This is a genomic window from Actinomycetota bacterium (genome assembly GCA_018830725.1).
Taxonomy (GTDB): domain Bacteria; phylum Actinomycetota; class Humimicrobiia; order JAHJRV01; family JAHJRV01; genus JAHJRV01.
Map to the genome: position 1 here is coordinate 1 of JAHJRV010000104.1, position 16,518 is coordinate 16,518.

General features: G+C 30.5%; 19 protein-coding genes. 16 read left to right on the forward strand and 3 right to left on the reverse strand.

Annotation, left to right across the window (positions count from 1 at the left end):
• Positions 1–139: 139 nt before the first annotated feature.
• The 16 genes from prfA (at position 140) to KKC53_05255 (ending at position 13,785) form a co-directional block, all read left to right on the forward strand.
• Positions 140–1,207 (forward strand): peptide chain release factor 1, encoded by a 1,068-nt coding sequence (gene prfA, locus KKC53_05180; protein MBU2598548.1) that lies wholly within the window; start codon positions 140–142, stop codon positions 1,205–1,207.
• Positions 1,208–1,234: 27 nt separating this feature from the next.
• Positions 1,235–2,281: a peptide chain release factor N(5)-glutamine methyltransferase gene (prmC, locus tag KKC53_05185; protein ID MBU2598549.1), complete on the forward strand. Its 1,047-nt coding sequence runs from the start codon at positions 1,235–1,237 to the stop codon at positions 2,279–2,281.
• 38 nt (positions 2,282–2,319) lie between these two features.
• Positions 2,320–2,949, forward strand: a complete 630-nt coding sequence (locus KKC53_05190) for a threonylcarbamoyl-AMP synthase (GenBank protein ID MBU2598550.1) — start codon at positions 2,320–2,322, stop codon at positions 2,947–2,949.
• Between the two features lie 90 nt (positions 2,950–3,039).
• Entirely contained in the window at positions 3,040–3,486 is a 447-nt protein-coding gene (gene rpiB / locus KKC53_05195) for a ribose 5-phosphate isomerase B (GenBank protein MBU2598551.1), read from the forward strand.
• A 135-nt stretch (positions 3,487–3,621) separates the two neighbouring features.
• Entirely contained in the window at positions 3,622–4,266 is a 645-nt protein-coding gene (gene upp, locus KKC53_05200) for a uracil phosphoribosyltransferase (GenBank protein ID MBU2598552.1), read from the forward strand.
• A 180-nt stretch (positions 4,267–4,446) separates the two neighbouring features.
• The gene (locus KKC53_05205) at positions 4,447–4,896 is read left to right on the forward strand and encodes a cytidine/deoxycytidylate deaminase family protein (GenBank protein ID MBU2598553.1); all 450 of its coding nucleotides are present in this window, start codon (positions 4,447–4,449) and stop codon (positions 4,894–4,896) included.
• 20 nt (positions 4,897–4,916) lie between these two features.
• Positions 4,917–5,654: a F0F1 ATP synthase subunit A gene (gene atpB / locus KKC53_05210; GenBank protein ID MBU2598554.1), complete on the forward strand. Its 738-nt coding sequence runs from the start codon at positions 4,917–4,919 to the stop codon at positions 5,652–5,654.
• A 27-nt stretch (positions 5,655–5,681) separates the two neighbouring features.
• Positions 5,682–5,900: an ATP synthase F0 subunit C gene (atpE, locus tag KKC53_05215; GenBank protein MBU2598555.1), complete on the forward strand. Its 219-nt coding sequence runs from the start codon at positions 5,682–5,684 to the stop codon at positions 5,898–5,900.
• A 58-nt stretch (positions 5,901–5,958) separates the two neighbouring features.
• Positions 5,959–6,468 carry a F0F1 ATP synthase subunit B gene (gene atpF, locus KKC53_05220; GenBank protein MBU2598556.1) on the forward strand — a complete coding sequence of 170 codons (510 nt, stop codon included), beginning with the start codon at positions 5,959–5,961 and terminating at the stop codon, positions 6,466–6,468.
• Positions 6,465–6,887 carry a F0F1 ATP synthase subunit delta gene (locus KKC53_05225; protein MBU2598557.1) on the forward strand — a complete coding sequence of 141 codons (423 nt, stop codon included), beginning with the start codon at positions 6,465–6,467 and terminating at the stop codon, positions 6,885–6,887. The genes atpF and KKC53_05225 overlap by 4 nt, the downstream gene beginning before the upstream one ends.
• Entirely contained in the window at positions 6,874–8,385 is a 1,512-nt protein-coding gene (gene atpA / locus KKC53_05230; GenBank protein ID MBU2598558.1) for a F0F1 ATP synthase subunit alpha, read from the forward strand. Before KKC53_05225 ends, atpA begins: the two co-directional genes overlap by 14 nt.
• Before the next feature lie 78 nt (positions 8,386–8,463).
• Positions 8,464–9,363, forward strand: coding sequence for an ATP synthase F1 subunit gamma (gene atpG, locus KKC53_05235; protein MBU2598559.1), 900 nt, complete (start codon positions 8,464–8,466; stop codon positions 9,361–9,363).
• Positions 9,364–9,397: 34 nt separating this feature from the next.
• Positions 9,398–10,780 carry a F0F1 ATP synthase subunit beta gene (gene atpD, locus KKC53_05240; protein MBU2598560.1) on the forward strand — a complete coding sequence of 461 codons (1,383 nt, stop codon included), beginning with the start codon at positions 9,398–9,400 and terminating at the stop codon, positions 10,778–10,780.
• 36 nt (positions 10,781–10,816) lie between these two features.
• Positions 10,817–11,083, forward strand: coding sequence for a F0F1 ATP synthase subunit epsilon (locus tag KKC53_05245; GenBank protein ID MBU2598561.1), 267 nt, complete (start codon positions 10,817–10,819; stop codon positions 11,081–11,083).
• Between the two features lie 16 nt (positions 11,084–11,099).
• Complete coding sequence (murA, locus tag KKC53_05250) at positions 11,100–12,371, forward strand: UDP-N-acetylglucosamine 1-carboxyvinyltransferase (GenBank protein MBU2598562.1); 1,272 nt, start codon at positions 11,100–11,102, stop codon at positions 12,369–12,371.
• 70 nt (positions 12,372–12,441) lie between these two features.
• A complete protein-coding gene (locus tag KKC53_05255; protein MBU2598563.1) occupies positions 12,442–13,785 on the forward strand; it encodes an LCP family protein in 1,344 nt (447 codons plus the stop codon).
• 10 nt (positions 13,786–13,795) lie between these two features.
• On the opposite strand, the gene KKC53_05260 is transcribed toward KKC53_05255, so the two are convergent.
• From KKC53_05260 to KKC53_05270, 3 genes are all read right to left on the reverse strand, one after another.
• Positions 13,796–14,353, reverse strand: coding sequence for a serine O-acetyltransferase (locus KKC53_05260; GenBank protein ID MBU2598564.1), 558 nt, complete (start codon positions 14,351–14,353; stop codon positions 13,796–13,798).
• A 93-nt stretch (positions 14,354–14,446) separates the two neighbouring features.
• Positions 14,447–15,691 carry an ATP-grasp domain-containing protein gene (locus KKC53_05265; protein MBU2598565.1) on the reverse strand — a complete coding sequence of 415 codons (1,245 nt, stop codon included), beginning with the start codon at positions 15,689–15,691 and terminating at the stop codon, positions 14,447–14,449.
• On the reverse strand, positions 15,684–16,518 hold an 835-nt coding region (locus KKC53_05270; GenBank protein ID MBU2598566.1), incomplete at its 5' end, for a glycosyltransferase. The genes KKC53_05270 and KKC53_05265, both read right to left, overlap by 8 nt.

Here is a 16,518-nt window from a genome sequence, read left to right on the forward strand (position 1 = left end):
AAGAAGTGCTTAATAAGGGAAAACTACTTAATAAAGACTGTGATTTTTCAATACTTCCTTAATATATTTAAATCAGCAAGAAATCTTAAGAGTATAATAAGTAAAGAAGCCTTTATGAGCTTGAATTTATGAGGTTAAAATGAAAAGTTTATTAGATAAGTTAAAAAAGACAGAAGATAGATATAATAATATATTAAAAAAGCTTAAACGACCTGATGTAACAAGGGATCCAATTAAAGTAAAAAAGTATAGCCAGGAGATTTCTCAATTAGAGGATACAGTTAAAGCAGCACAAAAATATAGAAAAATTAAATCAGAAATAGAAGAAACAGAAGAGATGTTGCAGACAGAAAAAGAGAAGGAATTAAGGGATTTAATAACTGAAGAGCTATTAAGTCTTGAGAAAGAGAAGTCAAATTTGGAAACAAAAATTGAGGAACTTTTATTGCCAAAAGATATGTATGCACAAAAGGATATCATAGTTGAAATAAGAGCTGGAACTGGTGGTGATGAGGCAGCTCTTTTTGCATCTGATCTTTTCAAAATGTACTCAAAATATAGTGAGAAGAATAATTTTAATGTTAAAGTACTTTCATCAAATGTCTCAGATTTGGGTGGTTTTAAGGAAATTGTTTTTGAAGTTAGTGGAAAAGGAGCTTATAACAAATTTAAGTATGAATCTGGGGTCCATAGAGTCCAGAGAATTCCTGTAACGGAATCAAGTGGTAGAATTCATACATCTACTACAACTGTTGCAGTTTTACCAGTTGCTGAGAAAGTAGATGTTGAGATTAAATCTGAAGATATCTCTATTCAAACATTTCGGTCATCTGGTCCAGGAGGACAACATGTAAATGTTACTGACTCTGCAGTAAGGATAACTCATATTCCAACAAAAATTGTAGTTTCCTGTCAGGATGAAAGATCTCAATTTCAGAACAAACAAAGAGCATTTAAAATACTTAGAGCTAAATTGTTAGATAAAAAAGTAAGGGAACAGCAAAAAGAGGTGGCCACTAAACGTAAAGGTCAAATTGGAATGGGAGAAAGAAGTGAGAAAATAAGAACATATAATTTTCCACAAAATAGAGTAACAGATCATAGAATAGGATTAACACTTCATAAATTGGAACAGGTTTTATCAGGGGAATTAGATGGATTTATAAATACACTTTCAGCGAAAGACCGAGAAGAAAAAATCAAATAGGTGCAAATGTAAAATTAATAAAATATAATGATAAAAAATAACATTTCTATTAAAGATGCTATTAAAAAAGCAATAAATTTTTTAAAAGAAAAAAACATTGAATCCCCAAGAATCACTTCAGAAATTTTAATTTCACATATATTATCAATTCCAAAGACTAAACTTTATCTTAAACTTGATGACTTTATCTCAAAAGATGAATTTGAAAAATTCTGGAGTCTTGTAGTTGCAAGATCAAATAATATTCCAATTCAATATTTAACTCAAGAAGTAAGTTTCTTGGATTTAAAACTTTTTATTGAAGAAGGAGTTTTTATACCTCGACCCGAAACGGAGATTCTAGCCCAAAAAGCAATTTCAATTCTAAAAAATATGGAAGTTAATGATTCTTCACAATTATTAAAAGAATCTCTGAAATTATCAGGAGATAAAAAAATTTTTGTTTTGGATATAGGGACGGGGTGTGGTGCTATAGGACTTGCAATTGTGAATAAAATTTCTAATTGTTTCGTATATGCTACAGATATTAATGAAAAAGCATTAGAGATTGCAAAGAGTAATGCAGTTAATCTAAATCTTTCAGATAGAATAAAATTTTTAAAAGGTAATTTATTTGAACCATTACCTTCAAATCTAAAACTTTCATTCGATTTAATTATTAGTAATCCTCCATATGTCCCAATTTCAAAGTTCAAAGAACTTCAACCTGAAATTAGAGAATATGAACCTGAAAATGCTTTACTTGGTGGCGAAGATGGACTTTTTTACTACAGAGAAATAATTTCAAAATCTCTGAATTTTTTGAAGAAAAATGGATATCTTCTTTTAGAAATTGGATATAATCAATCTGAAAAAATTAGGAAAATCGTAGAAGATATAAATACCAAACCTCAATTTTTATCCAATAATCAAAAATGTAGAGAAATAAAGGGAATTGCACAAGATATTAAGAGTCAATCTCAATTTTTCTTAAAAAAACAAAAACATGAAAAAAATAAAAGATATAAAATAATAGAAATAATTAAAGATTTATCAGAAATAGATAGAGTAATTGTTCTTCAAAAAGAAAAATAAAAATTCACATTAAAAATAAAATAACAATTTGTAAAGAAATGGCAGAAATTTTAAAAATTGATGAAAAAAAACCTTTTGCTGGTAAACTTAAAGATGCTTTAAAGTTTTTAAAAAATGGAGAAGTTATTGCTATTCCCACTGATACATTGTATGGCTTAGCTGCATTATTAGGTGACGAGAAAGCAGTAAAAGAGGTTTATAAAATCAAAAAAAGAGATATAAAAAATCCAATTCCAATTCTTATTCATTCCTTACCCTCCTTAGATTTGTATGCCAGGGAAATACTACCCTATGCTAAAAATCTTGCAAAAATGTTTTGGCCAGGTCCTCTGACCATGATATTTAAACCTACCCAATTAGTTCCAGCAATTATCTGTGGGGGAAGAGATGGTGTTGGTATTAGAGTTCCAGCTAACAAAATTGTAAATTTTCTTACAAGTAAAGTGGGTGCAATAACGGGTACAAGTGCTAACTTAAGTGAAGGAGCTGATCCAATTAATGCTCAAATAGTAAATAAACAAATTGGAAGAAAAATAAAGTTAATTATTTGTACTGGTCCTTCATTGCTAAAGAAAAGCTCAACTGTCATTGATGTAAGAGAAAAATTTCCTAAATTAATTAGAGAGGGAGTAATACCCTGGCCAAAAATTATTTCCTCAATGTTTTAAAAAGAAAACCCATAGTGTATACTTATTTTTTAATAAGAAAGGAAAATAAAAGTAACATCTTAAAATTTGTTCAAAATTGATTGAGGTGAGATGAAGAAAATAGTAATTGGTAGTGATCATGGTGGATATGCTCTTAAAGGGGCAATAATAAATCATCTAAAAAAGAAAAAGTATGAAGTAATCGATGTTGGTACATATTCAGAAGATAGGGTTGATTATCCTGATTTTGCAGAAAAAGCTGCCAGAATGGTCGCTTCTAAGGAAGTAAAGATGGGAATATTGATATGTAAAACTGGAATTGGAATGTGTATTTCTGCAAATAAGATTAAGGGTATAAGGGCAGCAAATGTTCATGACATTGATACAGCTAAGTTAAGCAAAGAGCACAATAATGCAAATATAATAACATTGGGTAGTGTAGTCTTAGAACCTGAAGAGGCAATAGAAGTAGTAGAAAGTTGGCTTAATGCCAAGTTTGTAGGAGGTAGGCATAAAAGGAGGATTAAGAAAATCTCAAAATTAGAACTTGAAAACTAAAAAATCTAATCAGAAGTAGGGCAAGGCTTTAGCCTTGCTTAATAATGCAACCCTAAAGGGTTGCCCTACATTAATTTATTTTAAATAAATAAAATAATAAGAAATTTTAAGAAATCTTGGAAAGGAAGTGATAAATTGGAACCTATAATTATTGATCACCCACTTGTAAAACATAAGTTAGGGGTACTTAGAAATGAGGACACAAAGTCAAAGGAATTTAGAGAAATTGTAGAAGAATTAACGATTATTTTAATGTATGAAGCTACCAAAGATATCCCTACAATTAAATATAATGTAAAAACCCCGCTTATTGATACTGAAGTTGAGAAAATCAAAGCTTCAAATTTAGTTATTATACCCATCATAAGAGCGGGATTGGGTATGTTAAATGGAGCCTTGAAGTTAATACCTGGAGCAAGAGTCGGGCATTTAGGTATTTATCGGGATGAGAAGACACTACAGCCAGTAAGTTATTATATGAAATCACCAAAGTTAAGGAAGGAAGATACTATATTTATCATCGATCCCATGTTTGCAACTGGAGGTTCAATGGTTATGGCCATTGATTATCTCAAGAAAAATGGTGCCAAGAAAATCAAACTTTTAAGCATTGTTTCAGCTCCGGAAGGGATAGAAAAATTAAACAAACATCATCCAGATGTAAAGATAATTACTTGCGCAATAGATTCTCACTTAAATAAATATGGTTATATAATACCTGGTTTGGGTGATGCAGGTGATAGGCTCTATAATATTCAACCTGAAAAAGAAATAAAATAAAAATTATTGGAAACTTTGGGTATACATTCTCCCTTCCCATTCGTTACACTCGAGGGTCGATTCCCCTCCCTTAATGGGAGGGGGTAGGGGGAGGGTTGAATATGTTTTCGAAAGTATACTACAAAGCTTATATTTGAATTTTTAAAAATTTAAATAATTGTTAATTAAGCTTTAAAAATTATGAACAATAAAAGACCTCCATGGAATGAATATTTTATGAGTATAGCAAAATTAGTCTCAAGTAGGTCAACATGCTTGAGAAGAAAAGTTGGTGCTATAATAGTTAAGGACCGTAGAGTACTAAGTACCGGTTACAACGGAGCTCCAAAAGGAATTACCCATTGTGAAGTAGTAGGTTGTTTAAGAGAAAATTTAAATGTACCTGTAGGTGAAAGACATGAGATATGTAGAGGACTTCATGCAGAGCAAAATGCGATAATACAAGCTGCTTTACATGGAATTGAGATAGAAAATGCTGTTATTTATACAACTAATCAACCATGTTCTATATGTGCAAAAATGATAATTAATTCAGGTATAAAGAAGGTTTATTATTTTGAAAAATATGAAGATAAATTAGCAGAAGATTTATTAAGAGAAGCAAAAGTAGAGTTAATTAAATTAGAGTAATTATAGGAAAAGGAACGGATTTGAATATCTTAGATCATTTCTTCTTGAAAGTTTTAATACCAATAAAAATAGGTCCGTTGAATCTTTCAATCACCAATTTAACAGTTTGGATGCTTACTGCAGTAGGTATTCTATTTTTAGCAATGTTTTATTATTCAAGAAAAATAACCATAATACCTAAAACTGGGCAAAATGTATTAGAAATGATAGTAGAGTTCATTAGAGATAATATAGCAAAATCCACTATGGGTGTTGATGCCAAATATTGGTGGCCTTTTATAGGAACGCTTTTTTTATTTATATTAGTTAATAACTTGATCGGGATATTACCAAATTCTTATGTACCATCAAGTAATATTATATTCTCAGCTACATTAGCTATAATGGTTTTCTTTGTGGTTCAGATTGCAGGGATTGCAAAGACTGGAATAAAGGGCTATTTAAAAAATTTCTTTGTTCCTGGAGTACCGAAGTGGCTATGGATATTTATTGTACCAATCGAAATTGTTACTTCTTTAGCTAAACCATTCTCACTACTTATACGTCTTACAGCTAATATGTTAGCAGGTCATATAGTTATTATTGTTGTAATTTCGTTAATTACTTTTTTTAAAAACTATTTTATTGCAATTCCAGTTGTATTTTTTGCATTACTTATTTGTCTTTTTGAAATATTTGTTTCAGCTGTTCAAGCTTACATTTTTTCTATCTTGACAGCAACATATATTAAAATGATTATTCACCCAAAGAACTTATGAAAGGAGGAAAAATTGAATTCACAGGCTATGGGTTATTTAGCAGCAGCTATTATTATAGGATTGGGTACAATTGGTCCAGCTTTAGCAATTGGTATGATGTCAAAAGCAGCTTTAGAGGGTATGGCAAGACAGCCTGAAGCAGCGAGTCGCATACAGAATGCACTATTTATTGCCTTAGCATTTGCGGAGGCTATTGCTCTTTATGCTCTGGTAGCAAGCATACTTCTTATTTTTACTGCTAAATAATTGATCAAAAAAAGGAATCTAAAATTTTTAATAAATATATTTATGAGGTGTTTTTAGCTTGGAAGAAATATTAAGATTAATAAATCCTGTGGAGAGCACATTCTTTTGGTCTTTAATAACTTTTTTAATATTTTCTTTTTTGCTTTGGAAGTTTGTCTTTCCAAAAGTTACAAAAATAATTAAAGAGAGAGAAAAAAAGATTCAAAATAAAATAGATGAAGCTGAGAGAACTAAAGAGGAAGCTGCTAATCTTTTAGATGAGTATAAGGAAAAGATTAAAAAAGCAGAAAAGGAAGCTCATAAGATAAGAGAAAAAGCTAAAAAGGATGGTCAAAGGCTAAAAAAAGAAGCAATAGAAGAAACAAGAAAAGAGATAAAAGACTTGCTTTCACTAGCTCGACATCAGATTGAGATAGAAAAGAATAGAACAGTTAGTGAAATAAAGAACTATATATCAGAAATGGTCATTGCTGTAAGTGAAAAGGTAATAAAAAAGTCTTTAGACAAAGAGGATCATTTAAGACTTATAGAAGAATCTATTGCTGAAATTACGAGGGAAAAGATATGACATTTAAAAAATTTTATGAGGACTATGAATCATTGCTCAGAACAGTAGTTGAAAAAAGTGAAATTAAAGAAATGGAGTTGATTAAAAAAGAGCCTAAAAAGGTTTTAGTTGAGGTAATGACATCTATTCCCATAGGTGGTGAATTGAAATCAGAAGTAAAAAGAAAATTAAGAGGCTATCTTGGTAGTGAAATTATATTAGACAATATTGTTTCACCACTTATTGATGGAGGTGTAATTGTTAAGATAGGTAACAAAATTTATGATGGTAGCTTAAAGCGGGTTTTAGAAAAAATAAAAGAAAAGATGTCTGAAATTGATCTCTCAGGACAGGATTTATTAAGAAATATAAATTTAGAATCTCTTGTTTCACCAGAAACTACTATTTTTAAGAATATAAAAGATTATGAAGACAAATGATACAGCAAAATTTATAATTGAATTTATAAAAAGAGTGAGATTAGAAAGGAAATTTGAAGAATTAGGAACTATTCTTGAAGTAGGAGATGGTATTGTAAAAGTAGGTGGACTTCCAAATGCCATGTTAGGTGAGATACTGGAATTTCCAGATAATAAATTCGGATTAGCTCTAAACTTAGATAAGAAAGAAATTGGAGCAGTACTTTTGGAGGAAACAGGTCACCTTGAAGCAGGAGATGTTGTTAGATCAACTGGAAAGATACTCCAGGTGCCAGTCGGGGAAGAACTACTTGGAAGAGTAGTTAATTCCCTGGGATTTCATTTGGATGAAAAAGGACCAATAAGAACTTCAAATTTTAGACCTGTTGAGTCAAAAGCACCTGAAATAATTGATAGAATGTCAGTTAATCAACCACTACAAACTGGAATATTATCAATAGATTCTATGATTCCTATAGGGAGGGGACAGAGAGAGCTTATAATTGGAGATAGAGATACTGGAAAAAGTTCTATAGTTTTAGACACCTTGATCAATCAAAGAGAAAAAAATATATATTGCATATATGTTTCCATTGGACAAAAAGCATCATCGGTGGCTGAGATCATTAAAGAACTTCAGGATAATTTAGCTATGGAAAAGACAATAGTTGTTAGTTCTCCAGCATCTGACCCAGTTTCACTTCAATTTCTTGCTCCATATACAGGATGTGCTATGGGGGAATATTTTATGTATAATGGTGAAGATGCTTTAATTATTTATGATGATCTCTCAAAACATGCAGTTGCTTATAGAGAACTTTCACTACTTTTAGGCAAGCCACCAGGAAGGGAAGCATATCCAGGAGATATATTTTATATTCACTCTCGACTTTTAGAAAGAGCAGCAAAACTTTCTGAAGAAAAAGGTGGTGGTTCCTTAACTGCAATTCCAATAGTTGAGACACAGGAAGGGGATGTCACTACTTTCATTCCCACCAATATAATTTCCATATCTGATGGACAAATTTACTTAGATGCTGACCTTTTCTATGAAGGTGTAAGACCTGCTATAGATGTTGGAATATCTGTTTCCAGAGTTGGAGGAAGTGCTCAAATTCCTGCAATGAAAAAGGTTGCTGGTAAATTGAGACTGCATCTAGCACAATATCGAGAGTTAGAAGCTTTCACCCAGTTTGGTGTTGAACTTGATTTAACCACTAAAAAGAGAATTGAGGAAGGAAAGAGATTAGTTGAAATACTAAAGCAAAAACCTTTATCTTTAATTTCAGTTGAAGATCAGGTAGTGATTTTATATGTAGCAGTAAATGGATATTTGGACGATATAGACATTTCTGAAGTAAAAAGTTTTACCAAAAATTTATTAGTTTTTATGAAAGAAAATTTTAATGATATATTTAGAGAGATTAGAGAAGGCGGAGACTTAACTTTTGATTTAGAAACCAAACTGAATGAAGTAATTACTAAGTTTAAATCAACTAATGAAACTGAAAATACTTAAACTTTACCTATAGAAACCGAAGACATTTAAACTTGATTTATAGATATTGAAGATATTTAATCCTGACTTTAGTAAAGAATGGAAAGATTAAAAGATATTGAAAAAAAGATAAAAAGAATAAAAATCACAAAGAGGTTGACCAAAGCATTAAGCTTGGTTGCATTAAATCTTATATATAAAAATCAAAAAAAACTTACAGGTGTAAAGTTATATTCTGATGAAATAGGAAAGATATTTCATATATTAATTAAAAAAATGGAAAATGAGATTTCTCATCCATTCATTAAAACTGATAAAGATGAGAATACTATACTAATATTGATTCTTACTTCAGACAAAGGTTTGTGTGGCAATTATAATGTTTTGATTTTTGAAACTCTAAATGAATTAGTAAAAAAATTAGAAGGTAAAAAGAGAGAATTTTATGCTGTTGGGAAAGAGGGAGTAAAGCATCTAAGGAAAAATCAGATCAATATTTCAAAACATTATTTTAAAGTATCAGAAAATCCAACAGTTGATCATGCAGATGAAATCACTAATGATATAATAGAAGCTTTTTTATATAAAGATATTGATACAGTATATATTTTATATACAAAATTTATCTCATTTGCTTATCAGAAACCAGTCTTCTTTAAAATTTTACCTATAGATAAAAATATTTTTACAGTATTAAAAGATGAAGAAAAAGATTTAGAAAGTGAATATTTAAGGTTTCTTTTGGAACCTTCAGGTGAAAAAATTTTTTCAAACTTTATTAATAAGTATATAAATTCCATAATTTATAAAGTATTAGTTGAGGCTTCATTGTCCGAAAATGCATCAAGGCATATGGCTATGCAAAAAGCTACAAATAATGCTGAAGAAATGGTTAATATATTAGTAAAGAGATTTAAAAGAGCAAGACAAGAAAATATATCAAGAGAGCTTGAGGATATTATTTTAACAAGCCAAGCTCTTAAGAAAATTAGTTATTAATTTAAATTAATAAATCTTTAATAGAGGTTTAGGGATGATTGTTGGAAAGGTAATTAGAGCATCAGGACCAATAGTAGATACACAATTTCCTCCTGGTGCTATACCCGAAATTCATAATGCATTAGTTATCAGTGAAAGGGTAAACTCAACCAAAATAAATATTATGTTAGAAGTACAACGACATATAGGAAATAATGAGGTTAGGACAATAGCTATGTCACCAACTGAAGGTGTAAAAAGAGGAATGCGAGTCATTGACACTAAAAAACCAATTACTGTTCCAGTAGGTAAGGAAACACTGGGTAGAATGTTTAATGTCTTCGGTAAAGTGATAGACAATGGTCCACCAATTCAGACTGAAATGAAATGGCCCATCCATCATAAACCACCAAAACTTAAACATATTAAACCTTCAAAAGAGATATTTGAAACGGGAGTTAAAGTAATAGACTTGCTATGTCCATTTATAAAAGGTGGGAAGATTGGATTTTTTGGCGGGGCGGGTGTTGGTAAAACCGTACTAATTATGGAACTAATTCATAATGTTGCTACTGAACACGGAGGGTTTTCGGTATTTGCAGGGATTGGAGAGAGAGCGAGAGAGGGAAATGAACTATGGTTACAAATGAAAAATTACAATGTTTTAGATAAAACTGTTTTGGTTTTTGGACAGATGAATGAAAGTCCTGGTGCACGGTTTAGAGTGGGATTTACAGCAATCACAATGGCTGAATATTTTCGTGAAGTAGAGAATAAAGATGTACTAATTTTTATGGACAATGTTTTCAGATTTGTCCAAGCTGGTATGGAAGTCTCAACACTACTTGGAAGATTACCTTCAGTTGTTGGATATCAACCAACTTTAGGTACAGATGTGGGAAGGTTGCAAGATAGAATAATATCCACAATAAATGGCTCTATTACCAGTGTCCAGGCAATCTATGTTCCAGCAGATGACTTAACAGATCCTGCTGTAGCTACAATCTTCACACATCTTGATTCAAGCTTAGTTCTTTCAAGAAAGATTGCAGAACTTGGAATATATCCCGCAGTTGATCCCTTACAATCATCATCAAGAATCCTTGACCCCTTGTTTGTGGGAGATGAGCACTGCAATATTGCAAGAAGAGTTCAAGAGGTGCTAAAGAGATATAGAGATCTTCAAGATATCATTCCCATTATCGGATTTGAAGAACTCTCTGATGACGATAAATTAATTGTTAATAGAGCAAGGAAGATTCAAAAATTCTTATCTCAACCCTTCTTTGTAGCCAGTCAATTTACAGGAGTCACTGGAAAATATATTCCAATATCCGAGACTATAAAAGGTTTTAAAAAAATAGTTAATGGAGAGATGGATAAAATACCAGAAGAGAAGTTCTATATGAAAGGTACAATAGAAGATGTTTTAAAATAATAATTATTTTAAATTACTATTTTGTTTTGTGTTTAAATGGCAGAGAGAGAATTAAATTTAAAGATTATAACACCAAAAGGCATAGAACTTGATGATAGGTGTGAGACTGTTACCTTAAGTACAATTGATGGTAAGATAGGGATATTACCAATGCATATTCCCCTAATTACTGTTTTAAAGAAGGGAAGATTAAAGTTTCTTAAAGAAAATAAGGAAATATTTCTTCAAATAGATGGAGGAATTGCTAAGATTAAAGACAATATAGTTACTGTTATTACTCCATCATTTAAAATTTCATCTTAGATAAAAATTAAGAGTTATGGAAAAATATGTAATAGAAGGGAACAAAAAATTAAAAGGAAGAGTCAGATTAAGTGGTGCAAAAAATTCAGCTCTTAAGATAATGGCAGCAGCAATTTTAGGTAATAGCCCATCAGTTATAGAGGATATTCCGCGAATAAAAGATGTAGAGGTAATGATGGAAGTTTTAAAAACATTAGGAGTAAAAGCAGAATTTATTGATAAGAATATAGTTAAAATAGATCCATCATCAATAAGTAATTACAACACTCCATATAAATTGATAAGAAAGATGAGGGCTTCAATTACTATATTGGGTCCATTAATAGCAAAGATGGGAAAAGCAAGAGTTGCTCTACCTGGTGGATGTAACATTGGTACTCGACCCATAGACCTTCACTTAAAGGGTCTTTCAAAATTAGGAGTTAAGATAAGTCAAGAATCTGGTTGTATAGAAGCAACTACACCAAATGGTCTTATGGGTAATTATATTTCTATGGATTTTCCCAGTAGGGGAACAACTGAAAATATACTGATGGCATCAGTACTTGCAAAAGGTAAGACAGTTATTGAGAATGCAGCAAGGGAACCAGAACTTGTGGATTTGGCTAATTTTCTTGTAGCTATGGGAGCAGATATTCAAGGAATAGGAACTGATAGATTGATAATAGAGGGAGTAAAAGAACTAAATGGAATAAGATATAGAATAATAACTGATCCCATTGAAGCTGGCACATTCTTAGTAATGGCAACTGTCACTAAAGGAGAAATATTTATTGAAGGAGCAAAACCCGAGATGATAAGGATGGCTATAAATAAATTTAGGGAATGTGGAGTAAATATTATAGAAAAGGATAACGGTATTTTAGTTTCTATGGATAAAAAACCAGAACCTACTGATATTTCCACTCTACCATTTCCAGGATTCCCAACAGACTTGCAACCATTAGCTACTGTACTTCTATCCTTGTCTTTTGGCGTTAGTATTATAACCGAAAACATATTTGAGAATAGATTTACTTATATTAGTGAATTAAATAGAATGGGAGCTGATATAAGGACAGATGGTCATCATGCAGTTATTAGGGGAGTAGATAAATTAACAGGAGTACCTGTTACAGCTCCAGATTTAAGAGCAGGTGCAGCATTAGTTACAGCAGGTCTTGCTGCTGAAGGAACAACTGAAATATATGATATTTATCATATAGATAGGGGATATGAAAATTTAGAAGATAAATTAACGAAATTGGGAGCAAAAATCTCAAGAGTAAAATTAAACAATATTAAGTAATATTTTTTATTATTTAATAAGAATGGATTAAAATATTTTCAATTAAATAAAGAATTTCAAAATTTTATTAATGAAGAATATAAAAGCTAAAAACAAAAGTGTAAATAAAAAAAGGATACTAAAAACATCAGTTATCTCTCTAATAGTAATTTTAATTGTTATATTATCAGGAGTAGGTATATACATTTATAGAACAATCTATGGTGTTACCGAAACCTGGAAACAAAAGGAACCAGAATCAGAATTGGCACCTGAAATTCCAACAGAGCCTATTAATCTTATTTTAGTTGGAGTAGATGTAGGAGATGGAGAGAGGGAAAGGGAACCACTCGCTGATACAATTATGATTATAAGAATAAATCCGAAAGAAAAAAATGGATTTCTAATCTCAATACCAAGAGATACATATGTAGAAATTCCAGGATTTAGCTCTCAAAAGATAAATGCCGCTTTTGCTCATGGAGGTATAAATCTTCTTATCAAAACAGTAGAAAATTTTTTAAATATTCCTATTCATCATTATGTAGTTTTAGATTTTCAAGGATTCTCAAAAATAGTTGAGGAATTAGGTGGTGTAGATATTTATGTTGATGAGCCATTACATGATGAATTATCAGGAGCAGATTTTTCAGTTGGAGAACATCATATGGATGGAGAGAATGCATTAGCATATGTGAGGTGCAGAAAAACTGCTGGTGGAGATATTACAAGAATTCAAAGGCAACAAAAGTTTTTAAAAGAGATGGCTAAACAACATTTCAATATAAAAACTATACTTAAGGCTGGAAAATTAGCAGAGATATTAGCTCAAAATACTAGATCAAGTCTTGATTTCTCAGAACTCACAAAATATACAACCCAGGCATTAACATTTAAACCAGAAAATTTTCAAGCAGTTGTTATACCTACTGAACCAAAAATGATAGATGATATATCATATCAAGTTCCTTTGGTGGATGAGATAAAAGTTATGATGAAGAATATAAAAGAAGGAAAACCTGCGATGAAATACTCAGCTCAATACGATGATATGGGAGAAACACCATCCATAATGGAGGTTGGTAAAAATTATAAAATAGAAATGAAGATAAAAAATACTGGCTATTTTACATGGCCATGTAAAGAAACAGATAGTATTAATTATGTTTCTATGAGCTATCACTGGATTGATGCAGAAACTGGACAATCAGCTGAAGTACCAGAAAGAGAGAGAAGGAGTGCAATTCATTGGGATGTCGAACCAGGTAAAGAGGTAATAATTGATGTGAATATCTCACCACCTCAAAAACCAGGAAAATATATTCTTCAATATGATATGGTACATGAGGGAGTTACATGGTTTTCAGGGCATTCATTTTCAAGGGGTGGTGTTCCAACCTTAAATATGGAAGTAGAAGTTATCCCTGCTCAATAATGACTCTTTATTATTTTTTGATAATTTTAGCAGGCACACCTGCAGCTAAGCAATTAGCTGGAATGGAATCTAAAACAAGTGAGTGAGCTCCAATAACAGAATTCCCTCCGATTTTAACTGGACCTAAAACAGTAACTCCAGTATATAAAACAACATTATCTCCAATTTCAGGATATCCTGGTTCACCAAGATGAAATATTGAATGACCAATACCACCTAAAGTTACATTATGTAACATAGAGACATTTTCTCCAATCTTTACACCTCTTCCAATAACAACTCCTGATGAATGCCATATTCTACATCCTCCTCCAATTTTCGCACCAGGATCAATATCTGCTCCAGTTAGAAAGTAATTTATTCTGCAAAGAATCTCTGCAATAAATTTTAATTTTTTGAGATAAAGCCATCTATAAAATCTATAAAATACAATAGCTTGAACACCAGGTTTTACTAATAGAATCCTTATAGTCTGTAATAGATTGGGTTTACCTTTTAAAGTTCCTCTATCACTAAAAAGTAGTTCTATATCTCCTCTTAAACCTGTTTTTAATTTCTTATTTCTCATTTTTTTTAAATTTCTTTTTTAGTAGAATTCTATTTATTTTCTATTATATTAAAAAGATCTATTTTTAAATAGATTAAATATTAATTAGTATAATCAAAATCTATCTCTTATTCTTGATATTTGAATTGGCAATAATAAAAATGGGAGAGGGTCTCTTATATCAAAATAAGCATATGTTTTTTTACCTTTATGATGAGAAAACCATTTTCGTAAAGGTAATCTATTTCCCATATGATCACCATTTCTATATCTTAAAAAGTATATAGTATCTCTAGGAATATCCCACCATTTTATTCCATCTACCTGATTTTTAATAGAAAATTTATCACCTATAAGATCTCGATAAGCAATGTAGGGAAGATCAATTCCGGTAAAAGTTGTTAGATAGATATAGTTTGATGCCCTGCAATTTATCTCAATGAGTTTGAATTTTTTATCTCTTGAATCAAGTTTAAATTCTATTTCAGATATTCCATAAAATTTTATTTTCTTAATTAATAGTGAACTTAATTCAACAATTTCTTGAAGATATATACTCTCAAATAGAGTTCCTGTACCAAAATCAGAAGGAAGTTGGTGAATCTTCCTAGCTGTAAGAGATGTCAAAATTTTATGATTCTTATCACTATATGCAGCAATCGTATAAATTTGGTCAATAGTTCCTGGTATTTCTTCCTGAATGATTGTAGTAAAATTATATTTTTTTACATCCTTAAATAAAAATATCAATTCGTCTTTATTTTTAGCTCTAAGAGCCTTTGTTCTATATGTTTTGACAAATTGGTATTCTCTATTTATGTTTTGATTTTCATATTCAAATTTTGCAATTGGTTTAATTATTGCAGGAAATTCAATTTTTTTTGCAATTTTCTTAACTTCTTCAATAGTTTTAGGATAATAAGTTTCTGGTATATAAAGACCAGCATCTATTGCTTTGTTATACATTCTATACTTATCTACACAGCTTAAAAGAACTTCCCAAGAAAGATAATTAGAATAAAAATATTCACTTAACTCCTTTTGATATTTGGTTAATAAAAACATATAATAATCATCCATCATAAATAGTACTGATTTTTTATTCATTTTGGAGCCAATCTCAAGTAAGAAATTAACGAACTTTTTTTCATCTCTTAAAGGGTTAGGACATAATACTCCTTTGCAATATTTTGAGTAAAAGTTCGAAGTCAATCTACTATAATCCAAAGAAATGATAGGTATACCTTTTTGACCTAAACTTCTAATAAATCCCAGACTATTGGTACCTCTTGCTGGAACTACTATAGCCGATATATTAGAATGAAGAAATTTATCTTTTGAGAATTTTTCTCTATACATAATTAATATATTTTTGTACAATTTTTTGAATATTAAATTTATTAACTAGTAAATCAATATTTTTTTGATATTTTGTAATATCTTCTTTTATAAAATTTATCATTTTATCTTTCAAATCTTCTGCATTTTCAGGTTTTACTACTAAACCTACTCTGTATTTTTTAACCAATTTACCCATATCTCCAACATTACTAACAATTACAGGTTTTTTCATTTGAAGCGCATCTGAAAGAACTACAGGTATACTTTCTATTCTTGAGGGTATAATTAAACAGTCACAAACCCTTAGATATTTTACTGCTGTTTCTGGATTAGCATATCCATTTACATTTATAAAATCTTTAAGATTATATTTGTCAATTTTTTCATGAATTAATTTTTCAAGTGACCCACCACCGAATACATGTAACTTTATCTCTTTTATTTCTTTAGATAACAGATTGGTTGCATCTATTAAAATGTCTATACCTTTTTCCTTCTCCCATCTTCCAATAAATAAAAAATTGGTCTTTTCTTCATCAACTGATGCTTTACCTTTAAGATTAATTGGAAGAGTTCTACAAGTAGGAAGAAATTTAGTTTTTTTTCCACATATTTTTTCTACACATTTGGCAAACTCAATTCCATCAGCAAACCTGTTTTCAGCATTTATAAGAATTTTTTTTACTAATCTCTCTCCAAAAGGGTATTTACTCCTGTTCCAAATATCAGAGCCTAAAGCCCAGACATCATATGGAATTCCTGTGAATTTTTTAATAAAATATGTAAATAGACCACTTGGTATAGTCCACATGGCAAGACATCTATCTATCTTTCTATTTTTAACA

Bases quoted from the DNA above. Each gene is read 5' to 3' on its own strand.
- KKC53_05260 (MBU2598564.1), bottom strand. From the start codon at position 14,353: ATGAGAAATAAGAAATTAAAAACAGGTTTAAGAGGAGATATAGAACTA.
- atpG (MBU2598559.1), top strand. From the start codon at position 8,464: ATGGAAAGATTAAAAGATATTGAAAAAAAGATAAAAAGAATAAAAATC.
- KKC53_05265 (MBU2598565.1), bottom strand. From the start codon at position 15,691: ATGTATAGAGAAAAATTCTCAAAAGATAAATTTCTTCATTCTAATATA.
- KKC53_05190 (MBU2598550.1), top strand. From the start codon at position 2,320: ATGGCAGAAATTTTAAAAATTGATGAAAAAAAACCTTTTGCTGGTAAA.
- prmC (MBU2598549.1), top strand. From the start codon at position 1,235: ATGATAAAAAATAACATTTCTATTAAAGATGCTATTAAAAAAGCAATA.
- KKC53_05225 (MBU2598557.1), top strand. From the start codon at position 6,465: ATGACATTTAAAAAATTTTATGAGGACTATGAATCATTGCTCAGAACA.
- KKC53_05245 (MBU2598561.1), top strand. From the start codon at position 10,817: ATGGCAGAGAGAGAATTAAATTTAAAGATTATAACACCAAAAGGCATA.
- rpiB (MBU2598551.1), top strand. From the start codon at position 3,040: ATGAAGAAAATAGTAATTGGTAGTGATCATGGTGGATATGCTCTTAAA.
- atpE (MBU2598555.1), top strand. From the start codon at position 5,682: ATGGGTTATTTAGCAGCAGCTATTATTATAGGATTGGGTACAATTGGT.
- atpD (MBU2598560.1), top strand. From the start codon at position 9,398: ATGATTGTTGGAAAGGTAATTAGAGCATCAGGACCAATAGTAGATACA.
- KKC53_05255 (MBU2598563.1), top strand. From the start codon at position 12,442: ATGAAGAATATAAAAGCTAAAAACAAAAGTGTAAATAAAAAAAGGATA.
- murA (MBU2598562.1), top strand. From the start codon at position 11,100: ATGGAAAAATATGTAATAGAAGGGAACAAAAAATTAAAAGGAAGAGTC.
- atpA (MBU2598558.1), top strand. From the start codon at position 6,874: ATGAAGACAAATGATACAGCAAAATTTATAATTGAATTTATAAAAAGA.
- KKC53_05205 (MBU2598553.1), top strand. From the start codon at position 4,447: ATGAACAATAAAAGACCTCCATGGAATGAATATTTTATGAGTATAGCA.
- prfA (MBU2598548.1), top strand. From the start codon at position 140: ATGAAAAGTTTATTAGATAAGTTAAAAAAGACAGAAGATAGATATAAT.